Raw genomic sequence first — 23,841 nt, forward strand, 5'->3', positions numbered from 1 at the left:
TCCTTTAGCTGACCGCAACCTGTTGCATGACATTAGAGGTTTCAGCTTCACTCAAACCCAGACGATGGGAGGTCACCGCGACAAATACAGCCTGCACATCATCCGGCGTGACAAAAGCGCGTTGCTGAATCAGGGCATGCGCCTGTGCGGCACGCTTCAAGGCCAGTAAACCACGAGTAGAAAGTCCATGACGGCTTTTACGAGTTTCTTCTGCCAGATCGAGCAGATATTCCTGAATCGCTTCACTAATAAACACCTGATGCGCCAGACTTTGTAGATCCAGAATTTCATCTTCAGTAAAAATATGCGCCAGACTGGCAATCAGGGCAAAACGAGATTCCTGCTGTAATAACAGTTTTTCTGCATGGCGCGATGGATAACCTAAAGACAGACGCATCAGGAAACGGTCCAGTTGGGATTCCGGCAAAGCATAGGTTCCACTTTGAAACAGCGGGTTTTGTGTGGCAATCACCCAGAAAGGTTTCGGTAAGGCATAGCGTACGCCATCAATGGTGGCATAGCCCTCTTCCATGGCCTCGAGTAAGGCGCTCTGGGTTTTGGGACTACAACGGTTGATTTCATCTGCCAGTAAAATCTGAGTAAAAATCGGGCCTTGTTTAAACTCGAACTGATGTTCTTTCTGGTTAAACATGTTAATACCGATGACATCACTGGCCAGCATGTCATTGGTAAATTGGATCCGCTGGAACTTTAACCCAGCCAGATGTGCCAGACTGCTGGCTAATGTAGTTTTACCCAATCCGGGTAAATCTTCAAATAAGACATGTCCGCCTGCAATCAAACAACAGAGTGCCAGTGTGGTCTGGGCCTGCTTATCCAACACAATGGCATTAACTTCTTCAAAAAAACGCTGGATCTTGGGTGCATAACTTGCAATTTTTTGTTCAAGCACAGTATTGATGTGTGCAATGTCGTTATTTTCCTTTTGTTTCATGCCCCAGATCACAATAATTTCCTTAATAAAACATGGCCTAAGATTAACATACACTGAAATTTAAATTTTCCCAAAAGATCAATCATCTGTCTGTGTAACTAAGTGAAAAATAGTTATTAGAAAATGACGAGGATTCAAATAATAGAAGAGTCAAAATGATCAGGTTGAAAAGAAGTAAGAAGCGCAGACAACAAATAAAATGATCAGCACAAATAGCGATCATTTTTCTTTTCGCTCCAATTTCAAAATATCGACATATGCTCATTCCTCTATTTGAAAAGAATCATACTTAAAAGGTATAGAGACTTAAGTGATTTACTGGGTTTTTATAAAAATTTTCTCGGTTAGCTCAATCAATGACATCAGATTTAACCGAATCGTCTATTTCCCTAGCAGTTTTAAACAATAAAAAAGCGCCCCGAAAGGCGCTTATTATGACTTAACAATTAACACGGACACTTCTTCATATCACCACCCGCAGATGGATAACGGGAATCCACACAATGGCGATAAAATGTTTTCGGGTCCATAGCTTCCAGATCGGGATGATGCTTGCGCATATGCTCCACATAGGTCTGATAATCAGGGACACCAACCATCAGGCGGAAACTTTGCTGCAAACGTTGCCACAAGGTCGCAATCCGTGACCAGTTTTTCGGATTCAGGATTAAATCCTTTTGTGACATCACGGTCATTTTGATGATTTTATAAATCATCGTTTTCCCGCTTTTGGCAAACTTCAGATTCATAATATTCCCCTTAATGACCTTTCGCTGGCTGAATCTCTTCAGGATCGCGATAAATCGCTTCTGCTTCATGTACAGATGGCTCAGGATTTGCCAATGCACGACGAATCACGCGAATTGCAGCAAACAACATGACAAAGGCTACAATCATAAAGAAAGCACAGAGCGCAGCATTAATCTGGTTCGACATCGCTACCGTCTGCATTTCTGCCACAGTTTTCGCTGGTGCCAGGATTTCATTATTGGCAATCGCCGTGTTGAAACGATCAGCCTGCGCAAGGAAACCAATCTTTGGATTTTCGTGGAAAATCTTCTGCCAGCCTGCTGTCATGGAAGTAATGAACAGGAACACTGTCGGGATAATTGTCACCCAGACATATTTCTGTTTTTTCATCTTGAACAGAATGACAGTACCAAGAATGAGCGCCATCGCAGCCAAAATCTGGTTACCAATACCAAACAGCGGCCATAAACTGTTAATCCCGCCGAGTGGATCGACTACGCCCTGATAGACGAAGAAGCCCCAGCCTGCCACTGCAACCGCAGTACCCAACAGGTTTCCGAAGAAGTTATGCGACTGTTTCACCGCTGGAATTACGATACCGACAGTATCCTGCACCATGAAACGACAGGCACGCGTACCAGCATCAACAGCAGTCAGGATGAATAGTGCTTCAAACAAAATCGCAAAGTGATACCAGAACGCCATCATTTCACGACTGTTGAAAATTTCGGTGATGATATGCGCCATACCGATTGCAAAAGTTGGTGCACCACCAGTACGCGATAGAATCGAATTTTCACCGACTTCTTGTGCCAGTAAGGTCAAGGCTTCAGGGGTTACCACAAAACCAAGGGTTCGTACTGCTTCTGCTGCACTTTCGGCTGTAGTACCGAGTAATGCGGCTGGTGAGTTAATGGCAAAGTAAATTCCTGGATCCAGAATTGCAGCACAGATCAAGGCCATGATCGCCACAAAAGATTCCATCAACATACCGCCGTAACCGATCATGCGGATATCGCGTTCATTGTTGACCAGTTTCGGTGTCGTTCCTGAAGACACCAAAGCATGGAAACCGGAAATCGCACCACAGGCAATGGTAATAAACAGGAATGGGAACATAGAACCTGCGAATACAGGACCAGTACCATCAACGAATTTGGTAATTGCTGGCAGTTTCATTTCAGGCATGGCAAACAGGATACCCACGGCCAGACCTGCAATCACGCCAATTTTCAGGAAGGTTGACAGGTAATCACGTGGGGCAAGTAATAGCCAGACTGGCAATACCGACGCAATGAAGCCATAAATGATCAGCGCCCAAGTCAGTTCAGTGCCAGAAAGTGTAAAGAATGGCCCCCAATATGGATGTTGTGCGATGTTTTCACCGTAGATAATGCCCAGCATCATCAAGACGAAACCAATAATCGAAACTTCAGCAATTTTACCCGGGCGGATAAAACGCATGTAGATGCCCATAAAGATCGCAATCGGAATGGTGGCTGCAATACTGAACACACCCCATGGGCTGTTGGTTAGCGCTTTCACCACCACCAGTGCCAATACCGCCAGAATGATAATCATCACACCCAAGGCACCAAGCATCACGATAATACCGGCAAAAGTACCCAGTTCCTGCTTGGCCATTTCACCGAGTGATCGACCGTCACGACGGGTAGAAATAAACAGCACCAGAAAATCCTGGACTGCACCGGCAAGCACCACGCCGACCAGTAGCCAGATCGTGCCCGGCAGATAACCCATCTGCGCTGCAAGGATTGGACCGACTAAAGGACCTGCACCGGCAATCGCCGCAAAGTGATGGCCAAACAGAACGCTTTTATTGGTCGGCACATAGTCCAGACCATCGGCCAGACGATGCGCAGGCGTTAAACGGCGTTCATTCAGCTCAAATACTTTGGTGGCGATAAACAAACTGTAGAAACGGTAAGCAATGCTATAGACGCAGGCGGCGGCAAGTACCAGCCAGACTGCATTGACATGCTCACCCCGACTCAGTGCCAGGACTCCAAAGGAGACTGCACCCACAATGGCTACCAAAAGCCAAATCATTTTCGAAGTCAGCGTCGACTTCTTTTGTAAAGTTTCCATTCAATCCCTCATATTGTGATGCATACAAATCAGCGTGATTGTTGTTGTTCGAGGTACTGCTGTTTTCCCTTGCGACTTTACGCCTGTTCTTTTGCTTTTCCTCTACGACTTTGGCATAAAAAAAGGGATGATTTAAATCATCCCTCTCGATAATAGTCTATTTTCAAACCATTATGCACGTTCTAAATAGTCACCAGTACGGGTATCTACACGAACGCTTTCTTCTTGCTGTACGAATAATGGAACACGTACTACAGCACCTGTTTCAAGTTTCGCTGGCTTACCGCCACCGCCAGAAGTATCACCACGAACACCTGGATCAGTTTCAACGATTTTAAGTACGACGAAGTTCGGTGGAGTCACGTTTAAAGGCACGCCATTGAACAACATGATGGTACATTTTTCATTTGAATCGTCTTTTAACCATTTTGCAGCATCGCTCATTGCTGTTTTATCAGCTGCGATCTGTTCAAAGGTAACAGGATCCATGAAGTTCCACATTTCGCCATCGTTGTACAAGTATTCCATTTCTACTTCAACGATATCAGCCGCTTCTAGGTTCTCGCCTGATTTGAAAGTTTTTTCCAGAACTTTACCTGATTTAAGGTTACGTAATTTTACGCGGTTAAAAGCTTGGCCTTTACCTGGTTTTACGTATTCGTTTTCCATGATTGAACATGGGTTGCCATCAAGCATAACCTTAAGGCCTGACTTGAAATCATTCGTAGAATAATAGGCCATGACTGGCGCACTCCAAACTTACTAACTTTAATCTATTGATGCTATGGGCTGTTGCGATGTCATTTAGCAAGTCTGACACGAACATTGAGTTGCCACATGCACATTCATTTGATGTTGCGTATTCTAAATGAGCAATACACTTTGCCGCAATGAAAAAATCCGCTTTCACCCACTCAGGCTGTTTAAGTTACAATCAGACATGAAAATCCTTTGTTTATTCATGTCTTGCTCAACGTTAAAATACCATCAGGCGAGCACCAAGATCAGCATAGCTGAATCGCTCTTTATTTTACAGCGCAGTGGATTATTGCGCTTCGGCACAAACTGTTAAACTGCGCCCATCAGGCTTTGTCCTCTCACTTATTATTGTTAATCTTCCGGCATGACGAACTATTTATATCAAGAACAAAACTGGCAATCACAGCTCAGCGACCTGATCACCGATCCCCGCGAACTGCTTGAAGTACTGCAACTTGCACCAGAGCAACTGCTCTCAGGTGCCATCTTGGCATCTGAGCAGTTTAAATTGCGCGTGCCACGCGCTTTTTTGGGAAAAATGCAGACCGGAAACCCTTTAGACCCATTGCTTTTACAAGTGCTGCCCCATCATCTGGAACTGGAAGAGCATCCAGGATTTGTTACTGACCCCTTGGGCGAAGAACAGGCCAATCAGCAACCCGGCGTACTGCACAAATATAAATCCCGTTTCTTGCTGACACTGACAGGTGCCTGTGCTGTACATTGCCGTTATTGTTTCCGCCGGCATTTCCCCTATCAGGAAAATCTGCCTAAAAATGAAGACTGGATAAATATCAAGCAATATCTGGAAAGCCAGCCTGATATTAATGAAGTGATTCTGAGTGGCGGTGATCCACTAACCTTATCGAACCGGAAATTAAAAACCTGGATTGAACGATTAGAATCAGTACCACATCTCAAATTCTTAAGAATACATTCACGAGTTCCTATTGTGATCCCCAACCGAGTCGACGAAGAGCTACTTAGCATGTTAAAAAACAGTAGGCTACGTATTATTCTGGTGGTACACTCAAACCATGCATCGGAGCTGGATGACTTCACTTGCAAGCGTTTAAACCAACTGGTTCAACAGCAGATCACCGTTCTGAATCAGGCGGTTTTATTAAACGGGGTGAATGATTCTGCTCAGGTTTTAGTAGATTTAAGCTATCGCTTGTTTGATGCCGGGGTCATGCCTTATTATTTACATGTACTTGATAAAGTAAAAGGTGCGCATCATTTTGATTTAGCGCCTGACCATATTAATGAGATTTATACAGAAGTTTTAGCGAACCTGCCGGGGTATTTGGTTCCTAAACTGGTTCGAGAAATAGCGGGCGAGAAGAATAAGACACCGCTTTTTGGGGTTTCAACATTTTTGAGTTAAATAATAAAGATGAGCACGCATACTTCAGACATTTTTCAGACACCGACGGAACTTAAACGAGAGCAGTTGAGCTTTTGTCCAACCACTGCCAAGGCTTTGCAGGAATGGGTTGCGGGGATTTCGATTCTACAACTAGGGAATTCATCCAAATCCCTGTTTAATGCCTTATTGGAAGTTTCTGAGCTGAAATGTACAGAAACCCTGCGCTTTGACCTGATTCAGGTCTTACATCCCACCCTTGAAAATGTCTTGACCAGTCTGGAAAAGCATTTCGTCAATCAGGGACTGATCACTTCCGACCGAAATGACCAGATTATTGAGCTGGCCATGCTGCTGCGCAGTCATTTTGCCAAAATTTATATTGATATCGTCAAGCGCTGTAATCATCAGTTGACCCATCAGAAGTTTTCGCTATTTTCTCTGGGTAAAAAGAAGAGCATTCAAACTGCCCGAATGGTATCGATTTATTATGCCCTGCAACAACTCACACTTCTATTATATCAACAGCATATGCTGTATAGCACGCCAGGTCTGGGACAATGGCTGGCTGCCCATCAACTGCTTGAATGTGCAATAGACAACAATTTCTATCAAAGCAATATCAATCAGGTATTAGGCACCCAGCATGAAATCCAGAATATTGCACATGCCTATGCACAGCTGATTTTACTGGATATCTTCAATACTCATCAGATCCGGCCTGCAGAAATTCAGGGCCTGTATCTATGCAGTTTTGACTGGGCCAAACTGGTACAGATCCTGCCGAAGGAAACCACGCTGTCCCGTTATGTGGTCGATGCCAGCAAAGATCATCCGCCGATCTTTAATTCCCATCAAGAGCCACAGTTTCAGCCGAGCTTCTATATTTCCACCCAGAACCTTATGGATCATTTAACGGGCACTCAAAGTAAAAATGCCCAGTATCTGTCGCGGAATGAAAAACTGTTCCTGACCCCTGCACTGCATTTTCATATCTACAATCTGCTCTCGAACAATGTCGAGCGTCGTCATGAACGTTATGAATATTCAGCACAGATCAATATCTGCTTTGGCTTAAGCGTGGCGCATTTTTACCTGTCTAAAGGTAAAAACTTCAACGAAACTCTGGAACTCGAGGCCAATTATAATTTCCAGAGCGAAAGCAGTTTTGTCAGCTCAATGGAAAACGCCATTCCAAGTAGTTTTAGCAGCATCAAGGCGCTCGATCGAGAAACCAAACAGATCCATAGCGCTGAAGTTCTGGATATCAGTGTCAATGGTTACCGGATTAAATGGACTGGTATTACCCCGGCTAACCTGAAAACCGGTGAATTCATTCTGGTTCAGGAAAAAACCCAGAGTCAGTGGCGTGGCGGTGTGATTCGCTGGATCAAGCAGTCCACTGACAAGAGCCTGGAAATCGGACTGGAAATTCTGGCACAAGAACTCTTTCCTTGTGCGGCCTACGCCCGCACTGAACGTCATCATGTCAATTATCAACCCGCACTCCTGGTGAAAATGACGCAACTGGATCAGGTTTCAACCAGTCTCATCGTGTCTGGCTCCCAGATGTTTAGGGAAAAACAAACGATTCATTTACGTCTCGGTCAGGAAGAACTCAAAATCTATCTGACCAAAGCACAACTGATTACGCAGAGTTTCATCCGTTTTGATTATGAATTATTGAATGATCAGGAAGAAGATATGATCGAAAACTTTATCGATCAGCACATGAATGAAAGCAGAAATCATGATTTATGGGAAGCATTGAAGTGAGAAATCCATTATTGTCTAAAAAGTTAAAACGTACTGAAACACGTTTACTGATTATTGATGATAATCAAATTAGATATAACCAAATCCGTGATCTGCTGACCAGTCATGATTATCAGGTCGATGCTGTGCTGCTGGATGATCTGCAGTCTTTTGAAAAACAGCTGAATTTCAAATGGGATCTGCTTATTTTTGGGCGTGCCTACGATCTGAAATACGAACAGGCCTTAGGGATCGTGCGTCTTTCGCAGCAACCTGACCTTCCGATGATTTTGCTTAAACCGGATGATTATCAGGCTGAACAGTATGCGCAATATATCCGTAAAGGGGTATATGACATTCTCAACTTCGACTACTTGGAACGCTTTTATGTGGGACTGGTCCGAGCATTGTCATTTAGCCGTTTGTCACAATCTCAGCAACATTTAATGACTGAGCTGGAAACAGCACAAATTCAGGCACAATCTTTAGTAGACGACAGCAACCGTGCTGTTGCCACCATTCAGGAAGGGATTCATATTCAGGCCAATGCGGACTACCTGAAACTGTTTGGCTTGCAAAATGAAGACGAAATCATTGGCCTACCGCTTCTGGATCTGCTCCAGCCTTCAGATTTGAATGATTTTAAAACCCGTTTCAAAAAGATTTCTCAGGGTCAGTTTGATTTAGGTCGAGTCGAGATTCAGTCTCTGAATCCGCATGTATCCGCATCTAACCCATTAAAACTGGAATTCTTGCCTTCAACTGCTGAAGAAGATGCGGTACAAATTAGCATTGATACCCAATCTCAAACGGTTTCCTCCAATAAGACTCCTGGAAAACCAAGCGTTTTTCATTCACTTAAGCGTGAACTCAATAAGCAGCCTGCACCAGTAAATGCCTTGGTGACTTTCTCTCTTAGCGCTTATGATCCTGAGCTTCTGCAGTCTGACTGGACTACTTTTAGTGGCTACTTTGAAGCAGTCAAAGAGTTCCTCATGGAACAGACCCATATTTCCCTGTTTAAACTGGAATATGATGTTGTTGTAGGTATGTTACAGGCAGATTCCAAAGCAATTCTTGAATCCAAACTGATCAGTTTAAATGCCTTAAGCAAACCGCAACTCATTACAGTGGGACAAAAAACCTTCCCTCTAAATTTGCGCTTGGGCTATGTCATGCTTGAACAGGGTTTACAGGATGAAATGCACTGCAATACGCTGATTGGACAAGCATTCTCGACATCTTTACCTCAAGCAGAAGCTGTACCTGAATTTAAACTCGACATTCCAGCCTCACTGAGCAGTCCAAGCTCTTTAGATATGCCGAGTATAGACTTCAGTGTTGCTGAAACACCAGTTACCAGCTCAACAGTTGCAGCTGTCAGTCCAGCAGTCACCTCTATTCCTAACGCTACACCTTCTATTTTGAAAGCCTTAAGTGAATGTCTAGAACGTGGCGAGATCCATTTAAAGTATCAGCAACTCTATGATAAAGAAGATACGCGTTTATATACCTATGAAGTGACCAGTGGCTTTATTTTTGAGAATAAATGGCAGGATATCTCTAGCCTTTTAGAACTTCATGAAGATGATGAACTGTCCATTAAACTGGATCGCTGGATTCTGGTTGAGGCCAGTAAACAGTTACACAACTTTATTACCCAGTATCCTGATGCAAGCTTAATTGTCAATTTGAACCGTGCCGTGCTATTTAAAGACCGCACCTTCCCGGAATTTATTTCCAAGCTGATTACGATTATTCGCAGTAAAGTGAAGCACCCGCTAATCTTGCAATTCTCAGAAGAAGATATTTTACTGAATCAGCAAGATGCACAAAAATATCTACGCGTATTGCATGAACATGGCGCGCTGATTGCACTTCGTGATTTTGGTCAATCAATGTACAGTCCAAATTTACTGCGCGAACTGGAACTGGATGGTGTCAGCTTACATTCGAGCTTAACCAATATGCTCAATAAAGATACCGAGATTGAGCAACTACAGGAAAAAATTACCAGCTACAATGAAATCAAGCCACTCAATATTCTGATCCGTGAATTAAATGATATGACACTGTTCGCGAATGCCTGGAACGTGGATGCCCGCTTTATTCAGGGGAATTATTTCCAGAAAAAACTTGATCATTTGATTGATGTACAAGATCACTAAGATCTTGTACAAGCCTGTGCATTTAGGAAATCGAATGATAATTTTCTAAATTGCAGGCACAAAAAAAACGGGCTTAAAGCCCGTTTTTTCATTTTGGGTATTAACGTTTAACAGAACGTGACATACCAGCAAAACGTTGTTTGAACTTGTCGATACGACCGCCAGTGTCAACGTTCTTTTGCTTACCAGTGTAGAATGGGTGGCAAGCTGAACATACGTCTAGATAAAGAGTTTCTTTACCAAGAGCTGAACGAGTTTCGATTACGTTACCACATGAACAAGTAGCAACTAAAGTTTCATATTTTGGGTGAATATCGGCGCGCATCGTCGATTACTCCATTAGATTCAAGAAGGTTTAGCTGTCATCGCTATTGATCACTCTCAAATGAGGAAGCAGGAACATCGTTCATGCAGATCAACACCACAACAGACCATTCTTTTGGCCCACCGAGACGGATACCGTCAGAGCTAAGCACAACAAGTGGGCATTATTATACGTGAAACGAATTCAATATGCTAATTATTCTTCAGCTTCTGATTCACTCTCTTTGGCCCACAGATTGGCAATAATCCCGCAGACCATTAACTGAATCTGATGAAAAATCATGATCGGCAGGACAATCATGCCCAGCGGCTGGCCAATAAATAAAATTTGCGCCATCGGCACTCCACTGGCCAAGGTTTTCTTGGAACCACAAAAGAATGCCGTTTTTTGGTCAGCGCGGCTAAAGCCCAGCCAGCGTGGAATATAAAGTGATAATAACATCACAATGGTGAGTAACACCGAGCAAGCCAGCAATAGCAACAACAAGGTACTCAAGCTCACTTCATTCCACAGACCAGCCACTACGGCGCTACTAAAAGCGCCATACACCACCAGTAAAATCGAACCTTGATCGAAAACCTTGACGATTTTTGGCATTTTCATCATTTGTGGATAGATCCATGGACGCAGAATCTGTGCTAAAATAAACGGCACCAAGAGCAGCAGTGTAATCTGGATAATCGAAGAAGTCGGATCAAAACCATGATCAGATTGACCGAGAATAAAAAATGCCACCAATAATGGGGTAATAAACATACCGATCAAATTGGAAAAAGAGGCGCTACATACCGCCCCGGCGACATTGCCATGAGCCACCGAAGTAAATGCGATCGAGGACTGCACAGTGGATGGCAGGAAACACATAAACAGGAAACCCCAATATAGTTCCTGTCCGAGCATCGGTAATAAAATCGGCTTGGCCAAAAGTCCGAGAATTGGAAACAAAGCAAAAGTTAGCGCAAAAACCAAAGTATGCAATTTCCAGTGCATAATGCCTTGCAGCACAGCTTCACGAGACAGTTTGGCGCCGTGCAGGAAAAACAGGATGGCAATCGCTCCTGTCGTCACCCAGCCAAAGACTTCAGCCGCCTGCCCCGAAACTGGCAGCACACTGGCCAGCAAGACCATCACAAACAACAGTATCGTAAACCGATCCAATGCCAAGAACTTAAGCATATCCCTATAATCCCTCAGATTTTATTGTTTGATATAAAAATGCCCGGCTATCTTAACAGATGCCGGGCCGATGCTATGCACTCAGATTGATGTAATATTTTCATCTATACATGAATGCATTTCATATATCTCGCTACGTCACACTTAGTTATTACGTGCATTGTTGTCTTGCTGGATCAGCTCGATCTTGTAGCCATCTGGATCTTCAACAAATGCAATTACAGTCACGCCACCTTTCATTGGGCCAGCTTCACGCACCACATTACCGCCACGCGCTTTAATCTCTTCGCAAGCCTTGTAAGCATCATCAACTGCAATCGCGATATGACCATAAGCATTGCCCAGTTCATAGCTGTCTGTATCCCAGTTATGCGTCAATTCCAGTACGGTGTGATTTTCTTCATCGCCATAACCGACAAAAGCCAGGGTAAAACGGCCTTCTTCGTAATCACGCTTACGAAGCAAAGTCATGCCAAGTACTTCAGTATAGAACTTGAGAGATTGTTCTAAATTGCCTACACGTAACATGGTATGCAGCATGCGCATATTAATCATCCTTCTGTACAGATTGTTGTTGGTGTTCACCGAGCAGTTTTGCGACCCAAACCACCAGAATCAGGATCGGAATCCCGATTAGAGTAGTCATCAGGAAGAAATTCGGATAACCGATATTGGTGACTATAGTACCCGAATATCCGCCTAAAATCTTAGGGGTCAAAGTCATGAGTGAGCTAAAAATCGCATATTGAACAGCGGTAAAAGACACACTGGTCAAGCTCGACAAGAATGCAATAAACGCAGCACCAGCCAGCCCAGCAGCCAGATTGTCGACAATAATAGCAAAATAAAGCCACTTGTCGCTATAAGGTTTAATTACCTTACCACTGACTTCGACTGTATCTGAACTGTTGCCATCCACCACTGCCAAGGGCTGAATATCGACATCCAGATTCTGGGTACTAGCCAACTGATCATTGACCTGATAAACATGCGTGGTTTGCTGAAGTGCCTGATCATCTTGCATCAAGACTGCACTGATAATATGTGCAGGTGACTGAATCAGTTGCTGTGCAGGAATCGCGGCAGTAAATACGCCTTCACTTTCCAGTTTTGCCTCAATATTCTGATCATTGATTTGCAAAACAATCTTTTGATTTTCTTGCAGTGCTTCACCGACATACTGGCCGCGCACCACAATGGTCTTGTCCTGCTCAGCTGCGGTGAGAGTATTGTCACTGGTGATCGGCAGGATCTGTAACTGAGTGCTGCCCTGTTGTGCAGTCAAATATGGCATATTGACCTGCACAGGCGCTTGATTGGTATTATCTGTATTAAGATAAGCGGCTGACACTTGCAGCTGTTTACTCTGCGCCAGCACAGCACTCGATATATCCAGCTTCCAGTAACCCACTTCATCGGTCTCTGCCTGATAAACCTGATTACCGGCTTTAACTTCGACAGCTGCCAGTTTTTCACCAGACTTGACCAGTCCGATAAAAATCAGGTTGGTGGAACAAGCCAGCACGGCACCGACAAACATCAATTTCATGATGTTCATTTTCTGGGCCAATAGACCACCAAGGAATCCACCGACTAAAGAGAAAATCACCCCATAGACTTTAACGGCCTCGGCAATCTGTTCTTTACTGAAATTCAGGTCCTGATAGAACACATTGGAAATGACGCCGGCAATAATATCGGAAACCCGATAAAAACCGACCAGCAATAACAACACCAATGCCAGTTTCAAGCCATAACGTTTAAAGAAATCTGCAACCGGATTGACCCAGGTTTCATAGGCCATTTGCTTGTTAACCGCACCCATTTTTACCAAGCTTGCACCAATCGCAAAGGCCACTGCACCCGAGCCAACAAAGCGCAAAGCTTCAAAACAGAACAAGGCAAAGGTATCTTGAATGGCGAATTGTTCGGTGATGCTGGCCACCAGATTGCCCGAATAGATATAGCTCAAGACAAAACTGATCACCGCCACAAAAAATACGGCGACTAAACGGAAATAATCACTGCGCACATAGTGTTTTCGCACACGGTCAACCTGCGGCTCCCGAATGGACAGTGTGGTGATAATACCGACCAGCATGACAGCAGCCATCGCCAGATAGGTCCATTTCCAGGCATCATAGATATAGTTGCCTTTCGCAGTTCCCAAATAGGCCGCCAGAAACAAGGCACCAGCACCGGCCACAATCATCCCGATCCGGTAACCTGCATTATAGGTGGAAGCCAATACGGTCTGCATCTGGGTTTCCGCCAGCTCAATCCGGTAGGCATCAATCACAATATCCTGCGTTGCTGCGGAGAAACCAAGCAGGACAGCACCGAGCGCCATTTGCTGTAAATGTGTGGCACCCAAAGCCGGATCAGAAAAGGCCATAATGGAAATGGCACAGACAATCAGAATCTGCGCAATCAGCAACCATGCACGACGACGTCCCAGAGCCTTGGTCAGAAAAGGGACAGGAAGTTCATCAATGAGCGGTGCCCAGACGAATTTAAACGAATAGCCCAATGCGGCCCAGCTAAAGAAAGTTACTGCACTTTTGCTGATTCCGGCCTCACCTAACCATAAAGACAGACTGGAAAAAATCAGAAGAATCGGCACACCAGCCGAAAATCCCAAGAACAGCATGATCAATGCACGTCGATCTAAAAATGCTGTAAATGCGGATTTCCAACCCGTCGTTTGTGTTGTCATTGCTTTATTATTTTCCGCAGAAAAACCAATTGCTGCTATTCAATCCTGTAATAGCGTATCTTTCAACAAGATTTATATATTTATCACATTTCCGGTTTTTTATTTTCTGGCAAAAGCGACATGTTGGCTTGAATTTTTCAAGTAAATCTGTATACCTTAACTCTCATCAACGTAATATTTCGTTTTGGATTTTCAACAGTGACCCAGAGACTCGATCAAATTAATTCTTCTATTGCCAGCAACACCAGCACAACTCCACAAAAAATCCGCTCAGATTTACTTATCTCTGCATTTGAACAAAGCGAAATTAAAAATACTCTGGACCATACCCGGTTAACATCCACCCAGCTGACGCACATTCCAAACTTAGAAAAAATTCCTGCGTCAACCAAACGGATCAAGCCCCTGAATAACTTTTTGGGCCAAGATCGCGCACGCGCCTCAGTTGAGGCCGGGATTGCCCTGCCTTATTCCGGCTATAACATTTTTGCTGTCGGTACCGCAGGTCTCGGTAAACGCACCATGGTGAAGCGTTTGCTGCAACAGCACGCCAAAACTATGGAAACCCCGAATGACTGGGTGTACGTCAATAACTTTCAGAACCAGCGTCAACCGATTGCGCTAGAACTGCCCTCAGGTCAGGGCCCAAAATTCCAAGCCATGTTGAATCAAAGCTGGCAAACGATCCTCAAGCAGCTTGAGCGCCGTTTTACTGCGGAGACCTATCACAACCGCATTGAAATGATTCGCCAGGAAACCGGGGATGAGCAGCAGCAGGCACTGATCGAACTGACCAAAGAAGGCGCAGAACTGGATCTGAAGCTAATCTCGCGACATGATGAGCACTGTTTTGTACCTGTACATCTTATTGATGACAAATTACAGGAAATGTCTCAGGAAGATCTGAATGCCTTGAGTAACAAAGATCGTGCCGAACTGGCGTCCAATATGCGCTATATGGATAAAAAGCTGGAACGTCTAGGGCTACATCTGGGTGATCTGGAAGATGATGCACGCGATCGCGTACAGATCCTGAACCGCGATATCGCCAAGCAGGTGGTCTTACCGCGAGTCGAACAGATTCTGGCAAAATTCAAACATGTGGAAGGTCTGGAACATTACCTGAAATACTATGCCGAAGACATTATCAACAATGTCGAAATTGTGCTGGAACAGGAAGAAGATGATTTCACTCCAGCACTGTTCAGTCGCGTTCCGGCACGTTATCAGGCGAATGTGATTATTACGCACAAGCCGAACAGTGGCGCACCGGTGATCTTTGAAGATTTTCCAACGCATTACAACCTTTTGGGTCATGTGGAACAACTGACCCAAAATGGTACGATTACCACGGACTTTACTTTGATTCGTCCAGGTACCTTGCATAAAGCTAATGGCGGCTTCCTGATGCTGGAAGCGGAACAATTGCTGGAACAGCCGTATGCATGGCAAGGCTTGAAGCGCGCGCTTAAATCGGGGCATTTAAAACTGTCTTCACTTGAGCATATGATCACGCTGACCGGCAGTATTTCGATTGAACCTGCCTCAATTCCCCTGAATATCAAGGTCATCTTGCTGGCTGAGCCTGAAATCTATTATGAAATTTTAGAGCTTGAACCAGAGCTAGGCAGCATCTTTAAAATCCGTGCCGATTTCACCGATACATTACAACGTAATGACAATAACGAGCAGGCTTATATGCAGCTGATTGCCGACTATGTGCAATCGGATAAATTATTGCCTTTTGACCGTTCTGCTTTAGCCGCCTTGCTCACAGATTCCAGCCGTCAAGCCGAAGATCAAAGTTCATTGTCATTACATGCTCTGACGCTGGGCGATCTGATCCGTGAAGCACATCATCATGCCTTCCAGGCCGGTGACAAGATGGTTTCAGAAAAACATATCAACACCGCACTGGATCACCGTAAATATCGTCTTGGCTATTTACGTGAACTGTACTGGCAGGATCTGACCCGTGGTACCCAACTGATCGAAACCCGTGGTCATCGTCTGGGCCAAATCAATGCCCTGTCCGTCATTCACTATGCTGATGTTGAGTTTGGTCTGCCTTCACGTCTGACTGCTTCGGTTTACCAAGGTGGCGGTGATATTCTGGATATCGAACGCAGTGTCGAACTCGGTGGCTCCTTACATGCCAAGGGCGTGTTGCTGATGTCGTCTTTCCTGAAAGCACATTTTGGCCGTGAACAGACCTTGCACTTCTCTGCTGCGCTAGCGTTCGAACAAAGTTATGGTCAGGTCGATGGTGACAGCGCCACAGTCGCGGAACTTTCTGCCTTGCTATCTGCCATCAGTCAGTTACCGATTGATCAGTCCTGGGCCATTACCGGTTCCATGAACCAGCTGGGACAAGTACAGCCGGTAGGTGGTGTGAATGCCAAAATTGAAGGTTTCTTTGATGCTTGCAAGTTACAAGGTCTGACCGGAAAACAAGGTGTGATTATCCCGCGTCAAAATATGCAGCATCTGATGCTGCGTAAAGATGTCACCATTGCTGTGGAAGAAGGTCAGTTCCATATTCACGCGATTGATACCATTGATCAGGCGCTGGAAATCCTGATGGCGCGTCCTGTCGGTACCTTGGATAAAAAAGGTCGCTATAGCAAAAATTCAATCTATGCCGCAGTGATGGCACAGCTGGATTATTGGCAAGCGATTGAAGATGGTGCCGAACTGGTCGAAGTACCGAAGAAAAAGAAAAAAAAGAAGAAGAAAGACAAGAAGCAAATCGTCGAGCCACAAACTGAAGTTGAAGCTGATGTTTCGACAGTTGAACAGCCGGATGCAGCGACAGAGGATTAACTCTGACCTTGACCTAAGCAAAAATAGAGACAAAAAAAGCGCTTCTCAATGAAGCGCTTTTTCACATCTGGACTTAATTTAATACAAAATTAAGCATCAACTGCCGGGCTGTACTGTTCAACTAAAGGCTTTAATTCACCTTTTTGGAACATGTCGAGCATGATATCACTACCGCCGATCAACTCACCATTGATCCAAAGCTGTGGAAATGTCGGCCAGTTGGCGATTTGTGGTAACATCGCGCGAATGTCCTGGTTTTCCAGAATGTTTACATAAGCAAACGGACGACCAATTTGACTGAGTGCTTCTACTGCACGTGCAGAAAAACCACATTGTGGAAATTGCGGTGTGCCTTTCATGTAAAGAAGTACTGCGTGTTTTGCAATTTGGTCACGAATTAACGCTTCGGTATCGCGTGCTTGTTCAGTCATTGATAAATCCTCAACTCATCTGTCTCGCATTATACCCAAATCCAGGCAAAACAGTATGTCTAAAGCAATAATTCCAATTTTATTTACAATTACCCTTTAAATCTGAGCGGGTTTTTGCTTATATAAGTTTTTCTTTCCACCTAACAGTTAAGAGTTAGTCATGAATAATATTACCCTCGCACCGGTACAAACTGATCAACCGTCTCATTTGATGCCTGTTTTTGGCCGTCAACCGATCAGCTTTGTCCGAGGACGAGGTGCATATCTTTATACCGAAGATGGTACAGAGTATTTAGATGCATTAACCGGCATTGCCGTATGTGGTTTGGGACACGCGCATCCAGTTATTGCCGAAGCGATTGCTGAACAGGCAGCGACCCTGATTCATACCAGCAACCTGTTTGAAGTGCCTTGGCAAACCGCTGCCGCACAGAAACTGGCTGAAGTTGCAGGCATGGAAGAAGTATTCTTCTCAAACAGTGGTGCAGAATCCAATGAAGGTGCAATCAAAATTGCACGTAAATTCGGTCATATGCAAGGCATTGCTTCACCAAAAATTATTGTTGCTGACCAGTCTTTCCATGGTCGTACCATGGCCACCCTGTCTGCTACAGGCAATAAAAAAGTGCAAGAAGGTTTTGGCCCGCTGGTTGAAGGTTTTATTCGTGTACCTTTTGGTGATATCGAAGCAATTGAAGAAGCTGCAATCAATCATCCGGATATCGTAGCGATTTTGATTGAGCCTATTCAGGGTGAAGGCGGTGTCAATACCGCACCTCAAGGTTTCAGCTATTTAGAAGAAATCCGTCATATCTGTAACCAGCACAACTGGCTGATGATGCTGGACGAAGTACAAACTGGTAATGGCCGTACCGGTAAATACTTTGCTTATCAGCACACCAATATTATTCCGGATGTACTGACCACAGCCAAAGGCTTAGGAAATGGCTTCCCGATTGGTGCAGTCATGACCCAAGGTCGTGGCGTCGGTGTATTAACTGCTGGAAATCACGGTTCTACCTATAGCGGTACAGCACTGGGTTCGCGTGTGGTCTATACCATTCTCGATATTATGCGAAAAGAAAATATCGTCGCGAATGCGGCTGAAAAAGGTGCTTATATCGTTGACCAGCTACGCAACAAACTGGCAGATCAAAATGTCATCGTACGTGGTTTCGGTCTGATGATCGGGATTGAATTACCAAAAGAATGTGGTGATCTGGTTGCGATTGCACGCAATGAATACAAGATGATTATCAATGTCACTGCAGGCAATGTCGTTCGTCTGTTGCCTACCCTGAATATTACCCAGGAGCAGGCAGACCAGTTGATCGAACGTCTGGTAAAAATGATCAAATCTTATTTAGCATAAAGCCCTAGCCTAAAAATTAAAAAAGCCGCTCTAAAGCGGCTTTTTTATTATTCTGCACTCTATGATGCGTTTTGTAACATACGTCCGCCAGAGATCTGGCTAAAATATTGTTTCAGGGTATCAAGACAACGAAGAATTTTTGTCGGTTGTTGTTCACGTTTCGGAATAACCGCATACAGTGTAATCGATGGCAGTCTCCATTCAGGCAGAACTTCAACTAAAGTACCGTTAAGCAAATCCTTTTTAGCATCAAGATATAAAACCTTGGCAATCCCATTACCCTGCAAGCACATCGATTTTGCAACCAAACCGTTATTGGTACTGAAACGGGATTTCAGTTCAAACTCGGCTTTTTCTGCAGTATTCACATGTTGGAAATGATAATACTGATGGTTTTTAAGATGCGTTAAAGGCAAGACCTCATGATTTTTAAGATCATCAGGTTTCGAAATAATGGTGCTTTGATTAATATAACTCGGTGTCGCCACCAGAATTTGCTCAATCTGCATCAATGGCACAACCTGAAGATTATGCTCATCATTTTTCTGTTCAAATCTTAGGGCGATATCAACCCGCCCATCCAACAAATCAACCTCATGATTGTTTGTTTCTAAATGTACTGCCAAGCCGCGATGTGCAGCTATCCAATGAGAAAGTGCAGGAATCACATGATTCGCGCATAATTCTGGCAAAGAAACGATACGCAGCTCACCCACGAGATCATCACGTAACTCATTGATCCGGACTTTACCGCGCTCAGCAGCAGATAACATTTCTTGACAGCTATGGAAAAAAGCTTGTCCCGCTTCGGTCAGACTTAATTTTCTCGTCGAACGATTTAGAAGTACGACTTCCATATCGTGTTCTAACGAGCGAATTTGTTGACTGACGGCGCTGGTCGTAATCCCTAATTCACGGGCAGCACCGCTAAACGAGTTCTTCTCCACAACGCAAGCAAAGACACCCATTGCTCGAAGTTGATCTAACATAAATTTCCCTCTAAACTTATGAGGTGCTTCATCATTTGATAAAAGCAACTTATTGTATTATACGGCGAAATTTACACTTTGCATTATTTATTTAATTGTTTGGTAAAACTGCAGTAGGATTAATAGGTTTGCCGTCTAAGCGCACCTGAAACTCCAGCATGGTACGGTTTGTACCAGTTGATCCCATTTCTGCAATTTTTTGACCAGCCGTTACATTTTGGCCACTTTTCACATTCAATTTACTGTTATGTGCATAAGCGGTGATATAGCCATTGATATGCTTCACCAACACCAGATTGCCATATTCTTTCAGGCCATCAGCGGCATACACCACCTGCCCGTCTGCTGCTGCAAATACCGGATCGCCGACATTGCCACTATAGCGGGTGCCCTTGATATTAGAAGCTAAATTGTATTGCTGAAGAATCGCACCATTCGATGGTTTTACCCAACGTAAACCTGCAGCCGTAGATACTGGCGTAACCGGTGCAGATGTATTGACGCGTGGTGTGGTTTGTACTGTGGTTGCTGGTGTCACCGGTGCCGGTGTAGGCACTGCAATTGTTTGACGCTGGATTGGCGCTGCCTGAGTCATAGCCTGAGTACTGGTGCTACGGCGCGCAGTATTGCTTTTCAGGCGGATTGATTGTCCGACATAAATCCGGTACGGCGCACTGATATCATTCATCTCGGCAACACTGATATAGTTCAGTCCATAACGTGCTGCAATCCCACTCAATGTATCTCCTGAACGCACCGTATAGAAATCAGGAGCTGTTGCATAACGCGTTGCATTATTCACCTGGGGTTTGGTGGCACAACCGGTAATTACTCCTGTAGAAATAACAACGGTCGATAAAACGAGGGTTTTAATCAGGGTTGCAGGCGAAGCTACGACACATTTCGGTAACACCAAGAACATTATCTTCCTCTCTAATGCTATACGGTTGCAAAATTCCGTTAAGATTAGCAAAGTTTTACGGCAATATACTTGCAATCGCGAGTTTTTCACAAAGTTATAACACTAAGGACGCATTTTCTGCCAATTGTGTTTGTAAATTCCGCAGACTCTCATAATTGGTAGCATCCATCTGAATCGGGGTAATACTGACATAGCCATTGGCGACCGCAGAGAAGTCCGAATCAATTTCGTTAAATCCTGGCTTAGGTTCTGCGACTGCTTCTCCTGAGAGTCCAATCCAGAATACCTGACGACCACGTGGGTCTACATGACTCGTCACCGGTTTAGACTGACGGCGGCGACTTTGATATGTCACTTTTTCACCCTGTAATTCAGCTACATCTGGAATATTGATATTAAAAATATGACGTTCAGGCAGAACAGGCAAACCACGCGCAATAAAATCATGCACCCACTCGGCGGCCAGCTGATAATCCTGAGGCTGTTGATAGCTGCGTACATTTGTTCCACTCAGTGATACGGCAATCGCAGGATGTTTACTTAAACGACCTTCAAAGGCTGCACCGACCGTACCGGAATACAAGACATCATCTCCCAGATTTGCGCCGCTATTTATCCCGCTAACCACCAGGTCAAATTCAAAATCAAATAGCCCGTTCATAGCCAAGTAAACGCAATCTGCCGGCGTCCCATTAACCGCCCAGACATCAGGAGAAATCTGGATTGGGCGTAAAGGGCGGTCCAAAGTTAAGGCACTAGAAAAGCCACTGCGTTCACTTTCCGGTGCCACAATCACCACTCGCCCCAAAGGCTTTAGCGCTTGCGCCAAAGCCTGAATACCGGGTGCAAACACCCCATCATCATTTGAAACTAAAATATTCACTAAAAAATCTCGTTACGCTAAAAAATGACTGACTAGGACATTTCATTGTATTAGTGCAGGAATTATATATATTTATTGCTCGACATCCATCTTTATAATATGTGGCTCAAGATGATTAAAAAATTCTCTTTATTTAGCGCTCTCACTTTAAGCTTGGCAGCATTTATTTCCCCTTCAGTCATGGCAAACGATCTGACTGTTGAAGAAAACAATACCATTGTAAAAGAAGATATTGCATCAGCACAGGTTATGGCTGAAGTTTGCCCGGCAATCATTGGTCAAAATCCAAAATTTAACAGCACCGTTGAACAATTGATCCAGTCTTATCTTGCAGACTACTCAGATAAAGGCATGAGCTATCAAAAGCTACAGGCAGACAGTGAATATAAATCTTTACTTGAAGAAGCACGTCAGGGTGCAAAGCAAACCAGCTCAGACGAGCAGAAAACTGTCTGTGAAGAAATGCTGAACTACCAAGGCTAAGCCAGCTAAATTTTCAAATAAGACGGTGTAAACATCGTCTTATTTTCTCTTACAGATTTATTCATAATTCTACAGCTTCGCTACATTTTCCCACTTTTCAATTTCAAAAATAAGTTTAAGCTAGGCAAATTATTGTTCTAAATCCATTTTTTGAGTTTTCAATGAAAAATCCAATATTCCAAGCTTTAACATTCTGCGCAATTTCTGCCGCCACTCTTTTGGGAACTTCTGCATTTGCAGCCGATGAAAACATTAATGTTACCCCAACTCAGCAAGTGACCAAACAGGAACTGGCAGCCATTTATGTTCTTTCAGAAATCTGTCCAAGCATGGTCAAAGACAAGTCACAGTTTAATCAGGGTTATACCAAGCTGGTGACTGAGTATATGCCGGGCCAGCGTAATCCGGTTGAAAGCTTAAACCAGATGGCTAAACAGAACGATTTCCGCAATATTCTGGCCGAAGCACAATCGGATGCCAAGAAAGCCGGCAAGAAAAAAAATCAGGTGATTTGTAATGAATTAACCACCTATAACAATTAAGCTGCTTTTCTGCCGATAACTTACAATACTTTTGAAATAAGACCGGGTTTCCCATAGAAGTCAGCCTAGCTTTGTCCTAAAATGCTAGGCTCTTCGTGCTTACATCAAGATATAGGAACCCACTAGAAATGACCCAAAAAACTGCCCTTGCTGCATTATTATTAGTTCCTAGTTTTAGCTTTGCAGCAACTGTCCTATCTGCACCACCAGAATTGAATAATAAATCCTACGTGCTAATGGACTACGAGACAGGGCAACTTCTCGCTTCAAAAAATGAAAATGAAAAATTAGCCCCTGCTTCAATGACCAAGATGATGACCAGCTACATCATCGAACAAAAACTATTGAGCGGTGAACTCACTGAAGATGAACAAGTGCGCATGAACGAGTCAGCATGGTGTCGCGGCAGTAGCGCGGAATCATGTATGTATGTACCTTTAAATGGTACGGCAACTGCACTTGAAATGCTTCGCGGGATTATTATTCAATCAGGGAATGATGCATCGAAAGCCATGGCTGAACATATTGCAGGGAACGAGGGTACCTTTGCACATATGATGAACCAGGAAGCTAAACGTATTGGCATGACCAATACCAGCTTTATCAATTCAACCGGTATGCCAGCTGAAGGTCATTATTCAACTGCCAAAGATATGGCAACGCTGGCACAACACATCATTAAAGACAGTTCTAAGTATTATCCGATTTATGCGGAAAAAGAATTTACCTTTAATGGCATCAAGCAAGGTAACCGTAATGCCCTGCTATATACCGACCCAAGTGTAGATGGTCTAAAAACTGGCCATACCGATGAAGCCGGTTATTGTTTGACTACTTCATCAAAACGTGGTCCTACACGTCTGATTTCAGTGATTTTTGGTGCACCAACCATGCAGGAACGTGCGACACAGACACGTGAATTGCTGGCTTGGGGTTATGCAAACTTCGAAACCAAAAATGTTCAACCGGCTAAACAGGTACTTGCCAAAGCCAAAGTCTGGTTTGGTAAGGAAGATGAAGTTCAGATCGGTCTTGCGGAAAACTTTAACGTGACCATGCCAAAAGGTCAGGCTAATGCGATTAAAACCCAGCTGGTGGTTCAACCTAAACTGACTGCACCTTTACAGCCTGGTCAGGTCGTAGGTAAATACGTAGCGACTCTGGATGGTAAAGTAATTTCAGAAAAACCATTGGTGGCTTTAAACGCGGTTGAAGAAGCTGGTTTCTTCGCACGTATGCTCGACCACATTAAACAGTTCTTCTCAAACTTGTTCTAAGTTTAAATAAACTGTTTTAGTCCCGGACTAAGACCAAAGC

At 44.1% G+C, this 23,841-nt stretch carries 20 protein-coding genes; 8 read left to right on the plus strand and 12 right to left on the minus strand.

Going from position 1 to position 23,841, the window contains the following annotated elements; translation table 11 throughout:
- Nucleotides 1-4: 4 nt before the first annotated feature.
- The 4 genes from J7649_RS05270 to efp all read right to left on the minus strand — a co-directional run bounded on the left by J7649_RS05270 (nucleotide 5) and on the right by efp (nucleotide 4,555).
- Nucleotides 5-967 carry an AAA family ATPase gene (locus tag J7649_RS05270; protein ID WP_219309695.1) on the minus strand — a complete coding sequence of 321 codons (963 nt, stop codon included), beginning with the start codon at nucleotides 965-967 and terminating at the stop codon, nucleotides 5-7.
- Between the two features lie 434 nt (nucleotides 968-1,401).
- A complete protein-coding gene (locus J7649_RS05275; protein ID WP_171054308.1) occupies nucleotides 1,402-1,707 on the minus strand; it encodes a YbdD/YjiX family protein in 306 nt (101 codons plus the stop codon).
- A 7-nt stretch (nucleotides 1,708-1,714) separates the two neighbouring features.
- Nucleotides 1,715-3,814, minus strand: coding sequence for a carbon starvation CstA family protein (locus tag J7649_RS05280; protein ID WP_004730055.1), 2,100 nt, complete (start codon nucleotides 3,812-3,814; stop codon nucleotides 1,715-1,717).
- Between the two features lie 171 nt (nucleotides 3,815-3,985).
- Nucleotides 3,986-4,555, minus strand: a complete 570-nt coding sequence (efp, locus tag J7649_RS05285) for an elongation factor P (protein WP_004279747.1) — start codon at nucleotides 4,553-4,555, stop codon at nucleotides 3,986-3,988.
- A gap of 382 nt (nucleotides 4,556-4,937) precedes the next feature.
- Between efp and epmB the strand changes: the two genes are divergently transcribed.
- Genes epmB through J7649_RS05300 form a run of 3 tightly spaced genes read left to right on the plus strand, consistent with a single transcriptional unit; the run spans nucleotide 4,938 to nucleotide 9,862 of the window.
- Nucleotides 4,938-5,960 carry an EF-P beta-lysylation protein EpmB gene (epmB, locus tag J7649_RS05290; RefSeq protein WP_219309698.1) on the plus strand — a complete coding sequence of 341 codons (1,023 nt, stop codon included), beginning with the start codon at nucleotides 4,938-4,940 and terminating at the stop codon, nucleotides 5,958-5,960.
- Between the two features lie 9 nt (nucleotides 5,961-5,969).
- Nucleotides 5,970-7,715: a GTPase gene (locus J7649_RS05295; RefSeq protein ID WP_219309700.1), complete on the plus strand. Its 1,746-nt coding sequence runs from the start codon at nucleotides 5,970-5,972 to the stop codon at nucleotides 7,713-7,715.
- Nucleotides 7,697-9,862 (plus strand): EAL domain-containing protein, encoded by a 2,166-nt coding sequence (locus J7649_RS05300; protein ID WP_219309702.1) that lies wholly within the window; start codon nucleotides 7,697-7,699, stop codon nucleotides 9,860-9,862. The genes J7649_RS05295 and J7649_RS05300 overlap by 19 nt, the downstream gene beginning before the upstream one ends.
- Before the next feature lie 100 nt (nucleotides 9,863-9,962).
- On the opposite strand, the gene rpmE is transcribed toward J7649_RS05300, so the two are convergent.
- The 4 genes from rpmE to J7649_RS05320 form a co-directional block, all read right to left on the minus strand.
- Nucleotides 9,963-10,187, minus strand: coding sequence for a 50S ribosomal protein L31 (gene rpmE, locus J7649_RS05305; protein ID WP_004279743.1), 225 nt, complete (start codon nucleotides 10,185-10,187; stop codon nucleotides 9,963-9,965).
- Nucleotides 10,188-10,382: 195 nt separating this feature from the next.
- Nucleotides 10,383-11,363, minus strand: a complete 981-nt coding sequence (locus J7649_RS05310; RefSeq protein WP_219309704.1) for a bile acid:sodium symporter family protein — start codon at nucleotides 11,361-11,363, stop codon at nucleotides 10,383-10,385.
- Between the two features lie 144 nt (nucleotides 11,364-11,507).
- Nucleotides 11,508-11,909 carry a lactoylglutathione lyase gene (gloA, locus tag J7649_RS05315; RefSeq protein ID WP_004279741.1) on the minus strand — a complete coding sequence of 134 codons (402 nt, stop codon included), beginning with the start codon at nucleotides 11,907-11,909 and terminating at the stop codon, nucleotides 11,508-11,510.
- A 1-nt stretch (nucleotide 11,910) separates the two neighbouring features.
- On the minus strand, nucleotides 11,911-14,079 hold the full coding sequence (locus tag J7649_RS05320; RefSeq protein ID WP_219309707.1) for an AmpG family muropeptide MFS transporter: 2,169 nt from the start codon (nucleotides 14,077-14,079) through the stop codon (nucleotides 11,911-11,913).
- Nucleotides 14,080-14,277: 198 nt separating this feature from the next.
- Between J7649_RS05320 and J7649_RS05325 the strand changes: the two genes are divergently transcribed.
- Complete coding sequence (locus J7649_RS05325; RefSeq protein ID WP_219309710.1) at nucleotides 14,278-16,902, plus strand: Lon protease family protein; 2,625 nt, start codon at nucleotides 14,278-14,280, stop codon at nucleotides 16,900-16,902.
- 89 nt (nucleotides 16,903-16,991) lie between these two features.
- On the opposite strand, the gene grxD is transcribed toward J7649_RS05325, so the two are convergent.
- Nucleotides 16,992-17,333 (minus strand): Grx4 family monothiol glutaredoxin, encoded by a 342-nt coding sequence (gene grxD, locus J7649_RS05330; protein ID WP_005104579.1) that lies wholly within the window; start codon nucleotides 17,331-17,333, stop codon nucleotides 16,992-16,994.
- 160 nt (nucleotides 17,334-17,493) lie between these two features.
- On the opposite strand from grxD, the gene J7649_RS05335 reads away from it, so the two are divergent.
- Entirely contained in the window at nucleotides 17,494-18,705 is a 1,212-nt protein-coding gene (locus tag J7649_RS05335) for an aspartate aminotransferase family protein (protein ID WP_219309712.1), read from the plus strand.
- 59 nt (nucleotides 18,706-18,764) lie between these two features.
- Here the strand turns inward: J7649_RS05335 and J7649_RS05340 are convergent, their stop codons facing one another.
- The 3 genes from J7649_RS05340 to surE all read right to left on the minus strand — a co-directional run bounded on the left by J7649_RS05340 (nucleotide 18,765) and on the right by surE (nucleotide 21,499).
- Nucleotides 18,765-19,694: a LysR family transcriptional regulator gene (locus tag J7649_RS05340; protein ID WP_004279736.1), complete on the minus strand. Its 930-nt coding sequence runs from the start codon at nucleotides 19,692-19,694 to the stop codon at nucleotides 18,765-18,767.
- A 91-nt stretch (nucleotides 19,695-19,785) separates the two neighbouring features.
- Complete coding sequence (locus tag J7649_RS05345) at nucleotides 19,786-20,616, minus strand: peptidoglycan DD-metalloendopeptidase family protein (protein WP_005104583.1); 831 nt, start codon at nucleotides 20,614-20,616, stop codon at nucleotides 19,786-19,788.
- A gap of 94 nt (nucleotides 20,617-20,710) precedes the next feature.
- Nucleotides 20,711-21,499, minus strand: coding sequence for a 5'/3'-nucleotidase SurE (surE, locus tag J7649_RS05350; protein WP_219309713.1), 789 nt, complete (start codon nucleotides 21,497-21,499; stop codon nucleotides 20,711-20,713).
- Between the two features lie 111 nt (nucleotides 21,500-21,610).
- On the opposite strand from surE, the gene J7649_RS05355 reads away from it, so the two are divergent.
- The 3 genes from J7649_RS05355 to dacC all read left to right on the plus strand — a co-directional run bounded on the left by J7649_RS05355 (nucleotide 21,611) and on the right by dacC (nucleotide 23,801).
- Nucleotides 21,611-21,982: an MCR_0457 family protein gene (locus J7649_RS05355; protein ID WP_004279733.1), complete on the plus strand. Its 372-nt coding sequence runs from the start codon at nucleotides 21,611-21,613 to the stop codon at nucleotides 21,980-21,982.
- 161 nt (nucleotides 21,983-22,143) lie between these two features.
- On the plus strand, nucleotides 22,144-22,524 hold the full coding sequence (locus J7649_RS05360) for an MCR_0457 family protein (protein ID WP_005104587.1): 381 nt from the start codon (nucleotides 22,144-22,146) through the stop codon (nucleotides 22,522-22,524).
- A 128-nt stretch (nucleotides 22,525-22,652) separates the two neighbouring features.
- Nucleotides 22,653-23,801, plus strand: coding sequence for a D-alanyl-D-alanine carboxypeptidase PBP5/6 (gene dacC / locus J7649_RS05365; protein ID WP_004646537.1), 1,149 nt, complete (start codon nucleotides 22,653-22,655; stop codon nucleotides 23,799-23,801).
- Nucleotides 23,802-23,841: the final 40 nt, after the last annotated feature.

Source organism: Acinetobacter lwoffii, from assembly GCF_019343495.1.
Lineage (GTDB): Bacteria > Pseudomonadota > Gammaproteobacteria > Pseudomonadales > Moraxellaceae > Acinetobacter > Acinetobacter lwoffii_P.